Genomic DNA, 13,724 nt, shown 5'->3' on the forward strand with positions numbered 1-13,724 from the left:
CCAAAGCCGAATGATGCTGAGTGGCGCTGTGCTAGCCCCGGAAAGTGCAATCCCCCGGTAGCTATCTGTCTGCAGGGACGGGCAAAGGTTCAAAGGATTGTTTTGGAACCAGCGCCCGGCCGGGGTGCTCGGTCAAGGTGGCAGTTCAAAGTCGCGGTCGACGGCACACCAGGTGTCCCAGGAATCATTTTCTGATTTACAGAAATTTTCCTTGACGACCACCCCGACTCACCGATTTATTGATCCCGTCTCATCCCTCTACGAGGGGCGTATCGCGATCGTCCGGACGCGGGGTGGGATGCGGTGGACGTCGATGTTGCGCTTGACGCGCGCGACAAAGGCGTACGGTGAAGTCGTGTGGTCCTGACGCCCGTAACGGCGTCAAGTCTTTCGGGAGCCAACGCTTCCGAGGGGCGACGGTGGCAATAGAGACCGTCTCACCGGGGAGAGCGCGATATAAGCCGTAAAGCCATTGCGCAGGGAATGTCGGATGCTCTCCGCTGCCCTGTATGCTCGTGTGCGCACTCTTGTTGCACAATTGCACACGAGACCGCGGGTGCAGCGCGCACCCGGCATTCCCTGCTCCCTTGTTTTTGGGAGGAACGGATTGAACCACCCGGGCGCTTTGCGTCGCGGGATCGCGGAGGTGTGTCTGTCTCCGTCGTCCCGGACAAGCGAAACGCGATCTCAGATGCGCATTTGCGCATCGGGGGACCCATAGCCACCGAAGTCAATGATTGGAAGAAAGTCGTCGAACAGCGTCTCTCAACACAAGCGCCGCGGCGTATGGGTCCCGGCCTTCGCCGGGACGACGTCCTTGAGGGGCAAATCCGGCGGCCAAACGACGGCCCAAGCACCCGAAATTAACCCTTTGCTAACCATACACCGGGCAAAATTTGCCCAGTGAAGTCGAGTGTCGTCAGCCGCGTAGAACGGGAGGAACCCCGTGGACGCCAGTGCGGTGCCTCACTTACGGAGCGGCGGCCCTTCGGCCGCCGCGAAGACGTCTGGCGGCCGCGGCCGCCATTCGCGAGGAGCTGCAAGCATGGTCGACGTCACGGCAGGTCAGGGCACAGGGGCAAGCGGCGGATTCCCCAGCTTCAGTGAAATCGGCACCATCCTCCGGCGCGGCGATCTCGCGCTGGCCTTCGGCGTCCTCACCATCCTGGTGGTGCTGATCCTCCCCCTGCCCGCGATCGTGCTCGACCTGTTCCTGGCGATCTCGATCACGGTGTCGATCCTGATCCTGATGACGGCCCTGTTCATCCAGGCGCCGCTGGAATTCTCGTCGTTTCCGACCGTCCTGTTGATCTCGACCATGCTGCGGCTGTCGCTGAACATGGCCTCGACCCGGCTGATCCTGAGCCACGGCCATGAGGGCACGGCGGCCGCCGGCCACGTCATCGAGGCGTTCGGCAATTTCGTGATGGGCGGTAATTTCGTGATCGGAATTATCGTGTTCGCGATCCTGGTCATCGTGAACTTCATCGTCATCACCAAGGGTTCGGGCCGCATCGCCGAAGTCGCCGCCCGCTTCCAGCTCGACTCGATGCCCGGCAAGCAGATGGCGATCGACGCCGACCTGTCCGCCGGCCTGATCGACGAAGCCACCGCCAAGCGGCGCCGCAAGGAACTGGAAGACGAAAGCGGCTTCTTCGGCGCCATGGACGGCGCCTCGAAATTCGTGCGCGGCGACGCCATCGCGGGCCTCCTGATCGTCTTCATCAACGTCATCGGCGGCATCATCATCGGCGTTGCCCAGCAGGGCATGAGCTTTGGCGATGCCGCCCGCACCTACACGATCCTGACCGTCGGCGACGGCCTGGTCACCCAGGTGCCGGCGCTGATCGTCTCGACCGCGGCGGGCCTGCTCGTGTCCAAGGCCGGCATCACCGGCGCCGCCGACAAGGCGCTGATGAAGCAACTCTCGGGCTATCCGCAGGCGCTCGGCATGTCGGCCGGCGTGATGCTGGTGCTGGCCTTGCTGCCGGGCATTCCGATGCTGCCGTTCGTGGCGCTCGGCGGCGGCGCCGCTGTCCTGGCCTGGAAGGCGCGCAACCGCAACCGCAATACCAGGGCGGCCGAAGCCGCCGAGCTCGCCGCGCCCGATATTGCAGCTGCGGCCGCCAGCGCGGCGGCGGAAGAGCCGATCGCCAATTCGCTCAAGATCGACGATCTCAAGATCGAGCTCGGCTATGCGCTGCTGCCGCTGGTCAACGGCCCCGACGGCACCGACCGCCTCACCGAACAGATCAAGGCGCTGCGCCGTTCGCTCGCGGTCGAAATGGGCTTTGTGATGCCGGCGGTGCGCATCCTCGACAACGTCCAGCTCGAGGCCAACACCTACATGATCAAGATCAAGGAAGTCGACGCCGGCAGCGGCAAGATCTGGCCGAACCAGTTCATGGTCATGGACCCCGCCGGCAACCAGGTCGGCGTGCCCGGCATCCACACCATCGAGCCGACTTTTGGGCTGCCCGCGACCTGGGTCGACGCCAGCCTGAAGGAAGAGGCGTCGCTGAAGGGCTATACCGTCGTCGACGCTGCGACCGTGCTGTCGACGCATCTGACCGAGCTGTTGAAGAGCAACATGTCGGACCTGCTGTCCTATGGCGAGGTGCAGAAGCTGATCAAGGACCTGCCGAAGGAACAGGGCGAACTGGTCAAGGACATCGTGCCGAGCCAGGTCACCATGTCGGGCATCCAGCGCGTGCTGCAATTGCTGTTGTCCGAACGGATCTCGATCCGCGACCTCTCCACCATCCTGGAAGGCATTGCCGACGCGCTGGCGTTCTCGCGCAACCCCGCCACCATGGTCGAGCACGTCCGCGCCCGGCTGGCGCGCCAGATCTGCGCCCAGAACACCTCCTACAACGGCTATCTGCCGCTGATCGCGCTGTCGGCGCGGTGGGAGCAGGCGTTCGCCGAATCGATCGTCGGCAGCGGCGAAGACCGCAGCCTGGCGATGCAGCCGTCAAAGCTGTCGGAGTTCATGACCGCGGTGCGCGTCAGCTTCGAGCGCGCCGCCCAGGAAGGCGAGGCGCCGGTGCTGGTGACGTCGGCGGCGATCCGCCCGTTCGTGCGCTCGCTGGTGGAACGGTTCCGCGCCCAGACCACCGTGCTGTCGCAGGCCGAAATCCACCCACGCGCCCGGCTGAAAACGGTCGGCAGCGTTTAGTTCCGCCGCGAAAATCGACAAGGGCGCCGCGAGGCATTTTCGCCACAGGCAAACGGTTTGTAAAAACCGGCCCCGCCGTGGGTGTTTTGCGACCACCCACGAAATATGCATTTAACATATTGAAATAATTCATAAATTATTGATTTCGAGACACTGCCGCGCGATCTCCAATCGCGGCCGTTCAAGTCTTTTCACTGCGTTGTGATCGCATCTGTGGAACGAAACAGCGAATTCCTACGTTTCCTGTGCCGAGACGTTGAACCTGTTTGTCGATGAGGCCGTCTAATTCGACACAGGGGAAGGCGGGCAGGAGACTTCCATGAACCACTCGATTTACAGCGCAGACCGCACGACCCATCTCAAGATTGTGGTCGTAGCTTTGGTCGTGGGCATCCTGGTCGCCGCCTTCGGCATCACGGCGCGCACCACTTCGGACGAAGGTTTCCAGCAGACCGCGAGCAACCGCGTGATGAAGGCCGGCAAGCCGGTCGTGGTCACGAGCTCGGGCAATTCGGTCGTACGCTAAGATAAGGAATTCACGAATTCACGCGGCTCTTTACAGCCCCCCAAAGTCGCCACGTGAAGTACTAGAAGACCCCAACTACCCCTAAGTTGACACTACCCCAAGTCGACTACGAAAACGCCCGCTCCCCACGGGCGTTTTCTCTTTATGGGGGTCCCAAATGATGGGGGTCCAAAAAAAATCAGCGCGCCGGCCCGGCCGGCACCGTCTCGATCAGCTTGCCGGCGAAGACCGGCGGCAAGTTCGGCTTGCCGTCACGCGATCCGCCGGCCTGCTCGACCGTCACCGCGTAGGTCGCGGCGTTGATCGTGCCGGCGTCGTAGGACGCGAGCACGTTACGCGCGGTGAACTCGCTGCCGCCGATCACGCCGAGCGAGCGCGGCTGCGGCAGCTTGTCGGAGACCAGCCAGAGCTCGAAGCTCTTGCCGGCTTCGGCATCGGCATTGACCTTGCGGACGGTGAAATTCCTGGTGGCGGCATCGACCGTGAGGATGAACGCCGGCGAGCCGCCGTTCCGCTGCAGGATCGCAACGTATTGCGCCGACGGCGGCGCCGGCAGCGGCGGCGTCTTGACCTCGACCACCTGCGTGCGGATCTTGGGACGAAGGGCATTCGGCAACAGATCCGGCGAATAGATCTGCAGGCCGAGCATCGCGATCAGCGCCGCGGCGGCAGCCGTTGCGAACGACGCCAGATTGCGCCAGCGCTTCACCCGGCCGGACAACTGGACGACGTTCGAATTGTCCGCGGCCTCGGTCAGTTCGGCCATCAGGGTATCCGCCGGCGGCGGAGGGGCGGCGGCTTCCGGCGGCGGAGCAGCGGCTGCGTCCGGCAGCGCCAGCGGCACCTGCGGTCCGGCATGTCCGATCGCGCGTTGAATATTCTCCCAGACGATCGGCCGCGGCTCGACCGAGCCGACCATCTGGTTGAGGACGCCGAGCCTGTACTCCCACGCCTGGACCACGGCGGTGAATTCCGTGTCGACGGCCATCATGGTTTCGACCTGCGCGCGTTCGTCGGCATCGAGGGTGCCGAGCGCATATTCCGCGGCGAGCGCGATATGGTCTTCGCTATAGGCCATCATCTAACGTCCAGGACACCCTTCAAGACAGCTTCCAAAGAACTCAAATCCAAAAACTCAAAGCCCGAGACATTCCCGGATATCCATCATGCTGCGGCGCAGCCACGTCTTCACCGTATTCACCGGCGTCTCGAACTTGGCGGCCAGCTGCTCGCGGCTCCAGCCATTGTAATAGGCCAGCAGCACCAGCTTCTGCCGGTCCGGCTCCAGACGGCCGACGCATTCCAGCAGCCGCTTCAACTCTTCCGTCATCTCGCGCCGCGCCAGCGGATCGGGTGAATCGGCGGCCACTTCCATCGCGGTCGGCTCCTCCTCGATCGAGGCCTCGGTCTTCTTGCGCACGACGTCGATCGCCCGGTTGCGCGCGATCGCCGCCATCCACGTGATCGGCGAAGCAAGCGCCGGATTGAATTGTCCGGCGCTGTTCCAGATCTTGACGTAAGCCTCCTGAATGACCTCCTCGGCGAGATCCTGTCGGCGCAAGATACGGAGGACGACACCGAAGAGTTTCGCGCGCGTGGCGGCGTAAAGCCGCTCGAAAGCGGCTTCATCCCCCTTCGCAACAGCGGCAATCAGCCAAACCAGCTCGGCTGGCGTCAGCATTCGGCGTCCCCCAAATCGCGATCCCCCATCGCGCTTTACGCCGGGAGGCATCGAGAACCCTCCTAGCATACCTTGCAGCAAACCAGCCACCAAGACGCCTGTCTGTGGACATCATCAAAGAAAAACCCGGACCTTGCGGCCCGGGTTGTCGATGATCGGATGAGAGAAGGTTAAGGCGTCAGGCGATGGCGCCGAGGCGGGCGCGCATCAACCCGATGGAGTCCATGTCGGCCTGCTCGCGGGCGTTCTCCTCGGCGCGTTCGCGCGCCTGGTCACGCTCGTCCAGCAGTTCGACCTTCTTGAGCTCCTCGAAGGCTTCGCCGAGGAGGCTCTTGGCATCCTCGAGCTGGATGCGCAGTTCGTCGGCCGAACGGGTCAGGTTCTCGCGCCGCTGGATCGCGGCCTTGGCATAGGTCGGATAGGCGAAGTGGGAGGGATCCTGGATCCCTGCCCGGTCCTGCTCGGTCTGGATTTCGCGCTCGAGGTCGACCGACATGCGCTGGAAATCAGCGATCATGCCTTCGATCTGGGTAACCCTTCGGCGCTTCTCATCGACCTGAAACTTCTTCAGGCGGATCAGCGTTTCACGTGACTTCATCGACTCATACTCCCCAGAAGTCCCAATCTTAACGCGGGACAAAGCCGGCTTCCCCCGGGGGCCCCGCCAGCAAGACTATTCATGTGCCGGGGATGATGGCCTGACAAAGTTAGCGTTCCGTTTCCAAACCAGTCAGGATCTGCGCCAATTGCTGGTAGCCGTCGGCGAGGCTTGCTTTTTCGCCCTTGCCCTGCCGCAGGAACCCTTCCAGCGGCTCGTGCAGCCGGATCGCCTCGTCGACCTCCGGGCTCGACCCCGCCCGGTACGCGCCGAGCCGGATCAGTTCCTCCATATCGGCGTAGGTCGCCATCACCTGACGGCCCCGCATGATCACGGGCAGATAGGCCGGATCGGCCGATTTCGGCATGGTGCGGGAGACCGATTTGAGGACGTTGATCGCGGGAAAACGCCCGCGCTCGGCAATCGATCGCTGCATCACGACGTGGCCGTCGAGAATGCCGCGCACCGCATCCGCGATCGGTTCGTTATGATCGTCACCATCGACCAGCACGGTGAAAATGCCGGTGATGGTGCCGGTGCTGGTGCCCGGACCTGCCCGCTCCAGAAGCTTCGGCAGTTCGGTGAACACCGTCGGCGTATACCCCTTGGCGGTCGGCGGTTCGCCCGCTGACAGCCCGATCTCGCGCTGCGCCATCGCAAAGCGCGTCACGGAATCCATCAGGCACAGCACGTCCTTGCCTTCATCGCGAAAATATTCGGAGATCGCGAGCGTCAGATAGGCCGCCTGCCGGCGCATCAAGGCCGGCTCGTCGGAGGTCGCCACCACCACGACCGAGCGCGCCAGGCCTTCATCGCCAAGGTCGTCCTGCAGGAATTCCTGCACCTCGCGGCCGCGTTCGCCGATCAAGCCGATGACGGTAATATCCGCATCGACATTGCGCGCCAGCATCGACAGCAGCACCGATTTGCCGACGCCGGATCCGGCGAAGATGCCGAGCCGTTGGCCGCGGCAGCAGGTCAGGAACGTATTCAAGGCGCGCACGCCAAGATCGAGCGGGGCGCCGACCCGCTGGCGCGAATGCGCCGGCGGCGGCGAATTCCGATACGGCATCGGCGATGGCCCCTGCGTCAGCGGTCCCTTGCCGTCGATCGGTTCCCCCATCGCGTTCAGCACGCGGCCGAGCCAGGATGGCGAGGGCCGCACCTGCCCCGCAGCATTGGCGATCACAGCACGGCAGCCGCGCCTGACCCCTTCGAGGCCGGCGAACGGCATCACCACCGCATTGTTCCCGGAGAAGCCGATCACCTCGGCCGGAATGAAACTGCCGCCGGTCTCGATCACGATCCGGGCGCCGACCGACATCGCATGGATCGGCCCCGCGATCTCGACCATCAGCCCGCGCACGCCGATCACACGGCCATATATATTGACGCCGTCGACGTCGCCGATCTGTTCCGCGAGCGCCTTCATTGCGAAAACCTTAAGTTTCCGCGTGTTTGAAAGGGGCGCTTAACCTCGTGTTTACCCGCATCGTTAATCATTGCGTCACTGTCTTTGGTGACTGAGAGCGCTCGCCCATCAGAAGGATGAGTCGCGGGAGTCGGTTAGGCCCGTCTCTTAATGTGGAACTTGAACGAGAACGGTAAGGAAAAGCTGCTTCGACGCAATATCTTACGGCGATTCGATAAAAATTGCACGGTTAGAGCTTGCGAACACGAATCAGTATTTGTTAACCATATGTCGTCAGGATCCGAATCAGTTGTTCAAAGGCGTTTTGAGTGCCGCAAGTGCGGCCGACCTGACGCCCGGAGCGGCGACTATAGGGGACTGGCATGCGCGTTTTGCTGATAGAAGATGACAGCGCCGTCGCGCAGTCGATCGAGCTGATGCTTAAATCCGAGAGTTTCAACGTCTATACGACGGATCTCGGAGAAGAAGGCGTCGATCTCGGTAAGCTTTACGATTACGACATTATCCTTCTCGACCTCAATTTGCCCGACATGTCCGGTTACGACGTGCTCAAGCAGCTTCGGGTGTCGAAGATCAAGACCCCCATTCTGATCCTCTCCGGCCTCGCCGGCATCGAGGACAAGGTCAAGGGTCTCGGCGTTGGCGCCGACGACTACATGACCAAGCCCTTCCACAAGGACGAACTGGTCGCCCGCATCCACGCGATCGTGCGCCGTTCCAAGGGTCATGCCCAGTCGGTGATCCAGACCGGCGACCTCGTCGTCAATCTCGACACCAAGACGGTCGAGGTCGGTGGCCAGCGCGTCCATCTGACGGGCAAGGAATACCAGATGCTGGAGCTGCTCTCGCTCCGCAAGGGCACCACGCTCACCAAGGAAATGTTCCTCAACCACCTCTATGGCGGCATGGACGAGCCCGAGCTCAAGATCATCGACGTCTTCATCTGCAAGCTGCGCAAGAAGCTCGCCAACGCTTCCGAAGGCCGCAACTTCATCGAGACCGTGTGGGGCCGCGGCTACGTGCTGCGCGAGCCGCACGAGCAGGAAGAACGCATTCCCGCCTGACCAGGGTTTACGGCGAGCCGCAAGGCTCACTCCTCCCCGACTGGACCCCGCCGCGAATGGCGGGGTTTTTGTTTTTGGGCAACGGCCACGCGACAAATTCGCTTACCCCGGATTGAAACCCGCTTCGCGGTGTCTCGTATCTGACGGAATTGTCCGCAAACGAGGGGGAAGTCATGAAAAACGTCAGGCTGCTTGCCGCGGTTGCGCTCGGATCGGCATCGGGCGCGCTCATCGGCTATTCGGCGCTCGCCGGCGGCGACAAGGTCGCCTTCCCGGAGAATTTCGACAAGGACACGCTCTACGCCATCGTCAGCCGTTACGACAACAAGCAGTATCGCGAGCTCTATGCGACGCCGGCGGCGGTCGATGCCGTGCGCAAGGGGCAGCCTATCCCGAGCGGCACGGTGCTGACGCTGGTACAATACAAGGCGCAGCTCGATGCGGCCGGCGAGCCTCTCAAGGATGCCAGCGGCCGTTTCCAGAAGAGCGACCTCATCGCCTACACGGTGATGGAAAAGCGCGACGGCTGGGGCACCGAGTACAAGGACGACATTCGGAACGGCGAATGGGAGTATCAGGCGTTTGGGCCGGACAGGAAGGTCAACGACAAGGCCAATTTGACGGCTTGCTTCGCCTGCCACAAGCCACATGCCGGGCAGGATTTTGTTATCTCACTGGCGGGCCTGAAGGGCACCCCAGAAGGCGCCATGGCAAAACCCGCGCCGGGCCCCGGGGTGGTCTCGATCTCCGACTTCAAATTCGGACCGGAGACCGTCGTCGTCAACAAGGGCCAGACCATCACCTGGCACAATTCCGATTCCTCGCCGCACCAGGTCACAATCACCGGCGCCAAAGCGCAGCGCTCGTCCATCGCGCTGAAGGGCCAGACCACCCAGCTGACCCTCGCCGATGCCGGAATCTACGATTACATCTGCGGCCTGCACCCGGCGATGAAGGGCAAGATCGAGGTCAAGGAATAGCCGGCTGCGTCAAGGCAGATTTGCTAACCCCGCCTGAAACGGCGGGGTTTTTGCTTGGGATTGAACCGACCTCTCCGATGCGCCGACCAATGGATCGTGCGAACGTGGGGACCGATCGAGTCGGGGCGTTATCAATGATCTTGCAATCCCTCGCCGGGCTACCGGCGTTTCTGGTCTATTTCTGCACGGCGCTGGTCGCCGTGGCCGCCTACCTCTTCGTCTATACCCGTGTCACGCCGCATGACGAGTTCCTGCTGATCCGCGACAATAATCCGGCAGCGGCAATCGCATTGGGGCTCAGCCTGCTGGGCTTCGCGCTGCCTTTGGTCAGCGCCATCGCCCATTCCGCCAATGTCTGGGATTGCCTGATCTGGGCTGTCGTCGCCCTGATCGTGCAGATCATCGTCTTTTACCTCGTCAAGATACCGGTGCCGAACCTGTCGCAGCGCATCGCGGGCGGCGAACTTGCCGCCGCCATCTGGCTTGGTCTAGCCTCGCTGGCAGCGGGCGCACTCAACGCTGCCAGCATGATCTACTGACCATGGCGAACAAGCCCCCCAAACGCACAAGCGAATTCGGGACGCGCAAACCATCGGTGCCGCCTGTGCCGCAGTCGTCGGGCCCACCGGCAAAGCGTTCCGGCCACGTCGCGTTGTTTCTGATGGGCACGCTCGCGGTTGGCAGTGCCGCCTACACGTTGATGCCCAGCAGAAAATGCGAACCGTCGCCGAACACAGCGCAGCCGTCGCTGCTGCAAAGCAGTGCCGCCGAATGCCAGCAGCGCGGATCTTCATCCAGCAGTTCGGGTGGTGGCGGAAGCTCCTCACGCAGCAGCTATTACTCCGGCGGCTCCTCGTCGAGTTCTTCGGGTTCGAGCAATTCCTCCTCGAACTATTCGGGCTCCAGCACCTCCGATTCCGGCTCGCACAGCGCGCAGCGCGGCGGCTTCGGTTCGTTCGGGCACGCCGTCGGCTTCTCTGGCGGCTGAATGTCATGGAACGCATCCCCTGCCCCGAACGCGACGACTGGCGTGCCACCGCCGAAAGCGCCGGATTCACTTTTCACACGATCGGCGGCGAGCGCTATTGGGACGAACGGGCCTATTACGCATTCACGCTGAACGAGATCGAACGGCGGATCGAGGCGCCGACCGGGGAGATCGAGGCGATGTGCCTCGAGGTGGTCGGCCGCGCGATCAACGACGAAAAATATCTGCGCCGGTTGAAAATACCGGAAGCCTTCTGGCCGCTGCTGTCGGAGAGCTGGCGCCGGCGCGACGCCAGCCTCTATGGCCGGCTGGACCTCAGCTACGACGGCTGGAGTCCGGCGAAACTGCTGGAGTACAACGCGGATACGCCGACCTCGATTTTCGAAGCGGCGGTTTTTCAGTGGACCTGGCTCGAACAGGCGATCGAGCGCAGCATCATCCCGAAGCGCGCCGACCAGTTCAACTCGATCCATGAACGGCTGATCGACGCCTGGAAAAAACACGGCAGCGCAAAGCACCTGCATCTGACCGGGATGACCGACAATGCCGAGGACGCCGGCACGCTGGCCTATCTGCAGGACACCGCGAGTCAGGCCGGATTGAAGACCACGCTGATGGACATTAAGGACGTCGGACTGGGGGGCGATGGCCGGTTCGTCGATCTCGACGATCGCAGCATTGAGCTTGCCTTCAAGCTCTACCCCTGGGAATGGATGTTTCAAGACACGTTCGGCGCAAATCTGTCGAGCACGCCGACGCGCTGGATCGAGCCGCCGTGGAAAGCGATCCTGTCCAACAAGGGCATTCTTCCGCTGCTCTGGGAGATGTTCCCAAAACATCCCAATTTGCTGCCGGCCTATTTCGAGGACGATCCGAAGGCGGCGATGCTCGGCTCTTCCTTCGTGCGCAAGCCCCTTTATTCGCGCGAAGGCGCAAATGTTACGCTCGTCAGCGCCGGCTCGACGCTGATGGAACAGCAAGGCCCATATGGGGCAGAAGGATTCATCCTGCAGGGTTTCGCGTCCCTGCCGAGCTTTTCCGACCAATACCCGGTGCTCGGAAGCTGGCTGATCGATCACACACCGTGCGGACTATCGATCCGCGAGGACGAAAATCCGATCACCGGCAACACGTCGCGGTTCGTACCGCACGCGATTCTGTAGCAGAAGCGATCGATAGACCGATAGATCAGCGTGCCGACGCCACCGACCTTGGCGCCTGCGGCACCAGGGTCGCTACCCCGGGGCGCACAACGGTTGGTGCGGCATTTGGACGATAGAGCCCACGGCGATCCGGATAGGGCTTGAAGGCATTGGTGATTCCGACCACGGATTCGGCAGCCCCCAGCGCCAGCACGCCATCGGGCTCCAGCATCCGCGAGATGCGTTCGAAGATTTTGGCTTTGGTGTCCTGGTCGAAGTAGATCAGGACGTTGCGGCAGAAGATCACGTCGAACGTGCCGAGGTGAGAAAAATCCTGCAGCAGGTTCAACTGACGGTGCTGCACCATGCTGCGGATGTCGGCGTTGAGCTGCCACAGCTCGCCATTCTGCGTGAAATATTTCACCAGCATCTGGATCGGCAGGCCGCGCTGCACCTCGAACTGGCTGAAGATGCCGGCCTTGGATTTTTCCAGCACGGCCAGCGAAAGGTCGGTCGCGACGATCTCGGTGCGCCAGCCCGCCAGCATGGCGCCGGCCTCCTTCAGGCACATCGCAATCGAGTACGGCTCCTGCCCGGTCGAGGAAGCCGCGCACCAGATGCGCAGGGAACGACGCGCCGCGCGCGCCTGCGCCAGCGCCGGGAGAACCGCCTCTTTCAGATGATCGAACGGAAGCTTGTCGCGAAAGAAGAAGGTCTCGTTGGTGGTCATCGCCTCGACCACCTCGGCAGTCAGCGCGTCGGCACCGGCTTTTATCTTCTGAACGAGTTCGGGGATACCGGCAAGGCTCGCCTTGCGCGCCAGCGGCACCAGACGGCTCTCGACGAGATATTGCTTGTCGGGGGACAGGTCCAGCCCGGAACGCTCTTTCAGAAGCTTACGCAGATACTCATAGTCTTGAGGCGTCACGCACGATCTCCCGAAAACAACCGAACCAGTTTCGGCGCGATCTGATTAAGCGGCAATATCGCGGCGCAAATGCCGGCATTCGCGGCCGCACCCGGCATGCCCCACACCACACTCGTCGCCTCGTCCTGGGCAATCACGCTGCCGCCGGCCGCGACAATATCCTTGCCGCCGCGCATGCCGTCGGAGCCCATGCCGGTCAGGATCACGGACATGATGCCGCCCTGCCAGACGTCGATCGCCGAGGTGAACAGCGGATCGACCGCAGGCTTGCAGAAATTCACCGGCGGTCCGTCGTCGAGCGCGATCGCCGCCTCCGCGCCATGGCGCACGACCTTCATATGACGGCCGCCCGGCGCGAGATAGATCCGGCCGGCCTTGACGATTTCGCCATCGACCGCCTCATGCGCCGGCCGACGGCTCGAACGCGCCAGATGCTCGGCGAGAATCGTGGTGAAGGTCGGCGGCATGTGCTGCGTGATCAGAACCGGGAAACGGTCGATCACAGGCCCGATTTCGGTGACCAGCGACATCAGCGCCTGCGGACCACCGGTCGACGAACCGATCAGGAGCACGCGCGGCGCCAGCATGCTGAACGGGCGGCGTGCCAATTGCGATTGCGCTGCCGGTGCCACCGTCGGCGCTCGGACCGAAGCTTCACGCGGCCGCTCGTGGACCGGCGCCAGAGGCGGCGTCACATGCGCGGGCGCGAGCACGTTGCGGCGGATCTTGGCGCCGAGGTGACGGATCTTCTGGATCAGATCGTGGCGAAAAGTTTCGGCTGCGGAAGCCTCGCGCGTGCTTTCGGGCTTTGGAATGTAGTCGGAGGCGCCAAGCGAGAGCGCCTTGAAGCTGATCTCCGCATTGCGGCGGGTCAGCGTCGAGGCCATGATGATGATGAGATCACGCTTCTTCGCCAGCAGTTTCGGCAGCGCGGAAATGCCGTCGAGCTCCGGCATTTCGATATCGAGCACGGCGACGTCGGGATTGATGCGTTCGAGCTGGTTGACGGCGTCGAGGCCGGTGCGCAGGGAGGCGACGACCTCCATGTCCGGCTCGGCTCCGATCCAGCGCGAGATCATCCCGCGGATGACGACGCTGTCGTCGACCACCATAACACGCAGCTTGTCCTGCCGTGTCGAAGTCGGGGCCGCGGCACTTGTCAACGCAATACTCATTACTTCACCAGGAACGACTCGAACGGCACGCT

General features: G+C 62.7%; 13 protein-coding genes. 7 read left to right on the forward strand and 6 right to left on the reverse strand.

The annotated features are described in order from the left end of the window. Positions 1 to 1,045 precede the first annotated feature (1,045 nt). Positions 1,046 to 3,178 (forward strand): flagellar biosynthesis protein FlhA, encoded by a 2,133-nt coding sequence (flhA, locus tag JQ611_RS01510; RefSeq protein ID WP_212265994.1) that lies wholly within the window; start codon positions 1,046 to 1,048, stop codon positions 3,176 to 3,178. A gap of 319 nt (positions 3,179 to 3,497) precedes the next feature. Then, entirely contained in the window at positions 3,498 to 3,704 is a 207-nt protein-coding gene (locus JQ611_RS01515) for a hypothetical protein (RefSeq protein ID WP_212265993.1), read from the forward strand. A gap of 178 nt (positions 3,705 to 3,882) precedes the next feature. On the opposite strand, the gene JQ611_RS01520 is transcribed toward JQ611_RS01515, so the two are convergent. The 4 genes from JQ611_RS01520 to fliI all read right to left on the reverse strand — a co-directional run bounded on the left by JQ611_RS01520 (position 3,883) and on the right by fliI (position 7,415). Continuing rightward, positions 3,883 to 4,782, reverse strand: coding sequence for an anti-sigma factor domain-containing protein (locus JQ611_RS01520; RefSeq protein ID WP_212464323.1), 900 nt, complete (start codon positions 4,780 to 4,782; stop codon positions 3,883 to 3,885). Between the two features lie 57 nt (positions 4,783 to 4,839). Continuing rightward, the gene (locus JQ611_RS01525; RefSeq protein WP_192739890.1) at positions 4,840 to 5,385 is read right to left on the reverse strand and encodes a sigma-70 family RNA polymerase sigma factor; all 546 of its coding nucleotides are present in this window, start codon (positions 5,383 to 5,385) and stop codon (positions 4,840 to 4,842) included. A 178-nt stretch (positions 5,386 to 5,563) separates the two neighbouring features. Then, on the reverse strand, positions 5,564 to 5,983 hold the full coding sequence (gene fliJ, locus JQ611_RS01530) for a flagellar export protein FliJ (RefSeq protein WP_212265991.1): 420 nt from the start codon (positions 5,981 to 5,983) through the stop codon (positions 5,564 to 5,566). 109 nt (positions 5,984 to 6,092) lie between these two features. Beyond that, entirely contained in the window at positions 6,093 to 7,415 is a 1,323-nt protein-coding gene (fliI, locus tag JQ611_RS01535) for a flagellar protein export ATPase FliI (RefSeq protein ID WP_212265990.1), read from the reverse strand. Positions 7,416 to 7,777: 362 nt separating this feature from the next. Between fliI and ctrA the strand changes: the two genes are divergently transcribed. From ctrA to JQ611_RS01560, 5 genes are all read left to right on the forward strand, one after another. Further along, positions 7,778 to 8,479 (forward strand): response regulator transcription factor CtrA, encoded by a 702-nt coding sequence (ctrA, locus tag JQ611_RS01540; protein WP_015688285.1) that lies wholly within the window; start codon positions 7,778 to 7,780, stop codon positions 8,477 to 8,479. A 173-nt stretch (positions 8,480 to 8,652) separates the two neighbouring features. Beyond that, positions 8,653 to 9,459 carry a cytochrome P460 family protein gene (locus tag JQ611_RS01545; RefSeq protein WP_212464324.1) on the forward strand — a complete coding sequence of 269 codons (807 nt, stop codon included), beginning with the start codon at positions 8,653 to 8,655 and terminating at the stop codon, positions 9,457 to 9,459. A gap of 134 nt (positions 9,460 to 9,593) precedes the next feature. Continuing rightward, positions 9,594 to 9,998 (forward strand): DUF350 domain-containing protein, encoded by a 405-nt coding sequence (locus JQ611_RS01550; RefSeq protein WP_192739886.1) that lies wholly within the window; start codon positions 9,594 to 9,596, stop codon positions 9,996 to 9,998. 2 nt (positions 9,999 to 10,000) lie between these two features. Further along, the gene (locus JQ611_RS01555) at positions 10,001 to 10,447 is read left to right on the forward strand and encodes a hypothetical protein (protein ID WP_192739885.1); all 447 of its coding nucleotides are present in this window, start codon (positions 10,001 to 10,003) and stop codon (positions 10,445 to 10,447) included. A 5-nt stretch (positions 10,448 to 10,452) separates the two neighbouring features. Then, positions 10,453 to 11,610 (forward strand): glutathionylspermidine synthase family protein, encoded by a 1,158-nt coding sequence (locus JQ611_RS01560; RefSeq protein ID WP_212464325.1) that lies wholly within the window; start codon positions 10,453 to 10,455, stop codon positions 11,608 to 11,610. 25 nt (positions 11,611 to 11,635) lie between these two features. On the opposite strand, the gene JQ611_RS01565 is transcribed toward JQ611_RS01560, so the two are convergent. Both JQ611_RS01565 and JQ611_RS01570 read right to left on the reverse strand, forming a co-directional pair. Continuing rightward, a complete protein-coding gene (locus JQ611_RS01565; RefSeq protein ID WP_212265986.1) occupies positions 11,636 to 12,517 on the reverse strand; it encodes a protein-glutamate O-methyltransferase CheR in 882 nt (293 codons plus the stop codon). Next, on the reverse strand, positions 12,514 to 13,692 hold the full coding sequence (locus JQ611_RS01570; RefSeq protein ID WP_212464326.1) for a chemotaxis response regulator protein-glutamate methylesterase: 1,179 nt from the start codon (positions 13,690 to 13,692) through the stop codon (positions 12,514 to 12,516). The genes JQ611_RS01565 and JQ611_RS01570 overlap by 4 nt, the downstream gene beginning before the upstream one ends. Between the last annotated feature and the right edge of the window lie 32 nt (positions 13,693 to 13,724).

It is taken from the genome of Bradyrhizobium sp. AUGA SZCCT0182 (genome assembly GCF_018130185.1).
Lineage (GTDB): Bacteria > Pseudomonadota > Alphaproteobacteria > Rhizobiales > Xanthobacteraceae > Bradyrhizobium.

Excerpts from the sequence above, each read along its gene's own strand:
- fliJ (WP_212265991.1), bottom strand. The coding sequence starts at position 5,983 with ATGAAGTCACGTGAAACGCTGATCCGCCTGAAGAAGTTTCAGGTCGAT.
- JQ611_RS01555 (WP_192739885.1), top strand. The coding sequence starts at position 10,001 with ATGGCGAACAAGCCCCCCAAACGCACAAGCGAATTCGGGACGCGCAAA.
- JQ611_RS01515 (WP_212265993.1), top strand. The coding sequence starts at position 3,498 with ATGAACCACTCGATTTACAGCGCAGACCGCACGACCCATCTCAAGATT.
- JQ611_RS01525 (WP_192739890.1), bottom strand. The coding sequence starts at position 5,385 with ATGCTGACGCCAGCCGAGCTGGTTTGGCTGATTGCCGCTGTTGCGAAG.
- flhA (WP_212265994.1), top strand. The coding sequence starts at position 1,046 with ATGGTCGACGTCACGGCAGGTCAGGGCACAGGGGCAAGCGGCGGATTC.
- fliI (WP_212265990.1), bottom strand. The coding sequence starts at position 7,415 with ATGAAGGCGCTCGCGGAACAGATCGGCGACGTCGACGGCGTCAATATA.
- JQ611_RS01550 (WP_192739886.1), top strand. The coding sequence starts at position 9,594 with ATGATCTTGCAATCCCTCGCCGGGCTACCGGCGTTTCTGGTCTATTTC.
- JQ611_RS01560 (WP_212464325.1), top strand. The coding sequence starts at position 10,453 with ATGGAACGCATCCCCTGCCCCGAACGCGACGACTGGCGTGCCACCGCC.
- JQ611_RS01520 (WP_212464323.1), bottom strand. The coding sequence starts at position 4,782 with ATGGCCTATAGCGAAGACCATATCGCGCTCGCCGCGGAATATGCGCTC.
- ctrA (WP_015688285.1), top strand. The coding sequence starts at position 7,778 with ATGCGCGTTTTGCTGATAGAAGATGACAGCGCCGTCGCGCAGTCGATC.
- JQ611_RS01570 (WP_212464326.1), bottom strand. The coding sequence starts at position 13,692 with ATGAGTATTGCGTTGACAAGTGCCGCGGCCCCGACTTCGACACGGCAG.
- JQ611_RS01545 (WP_212464324.1), top strand. The coding sequence starts at position 8,653 with ATGAAAAACGTCAGGCTGCTTGCCGCGGTTGCGCTCGGATCGGCATCG.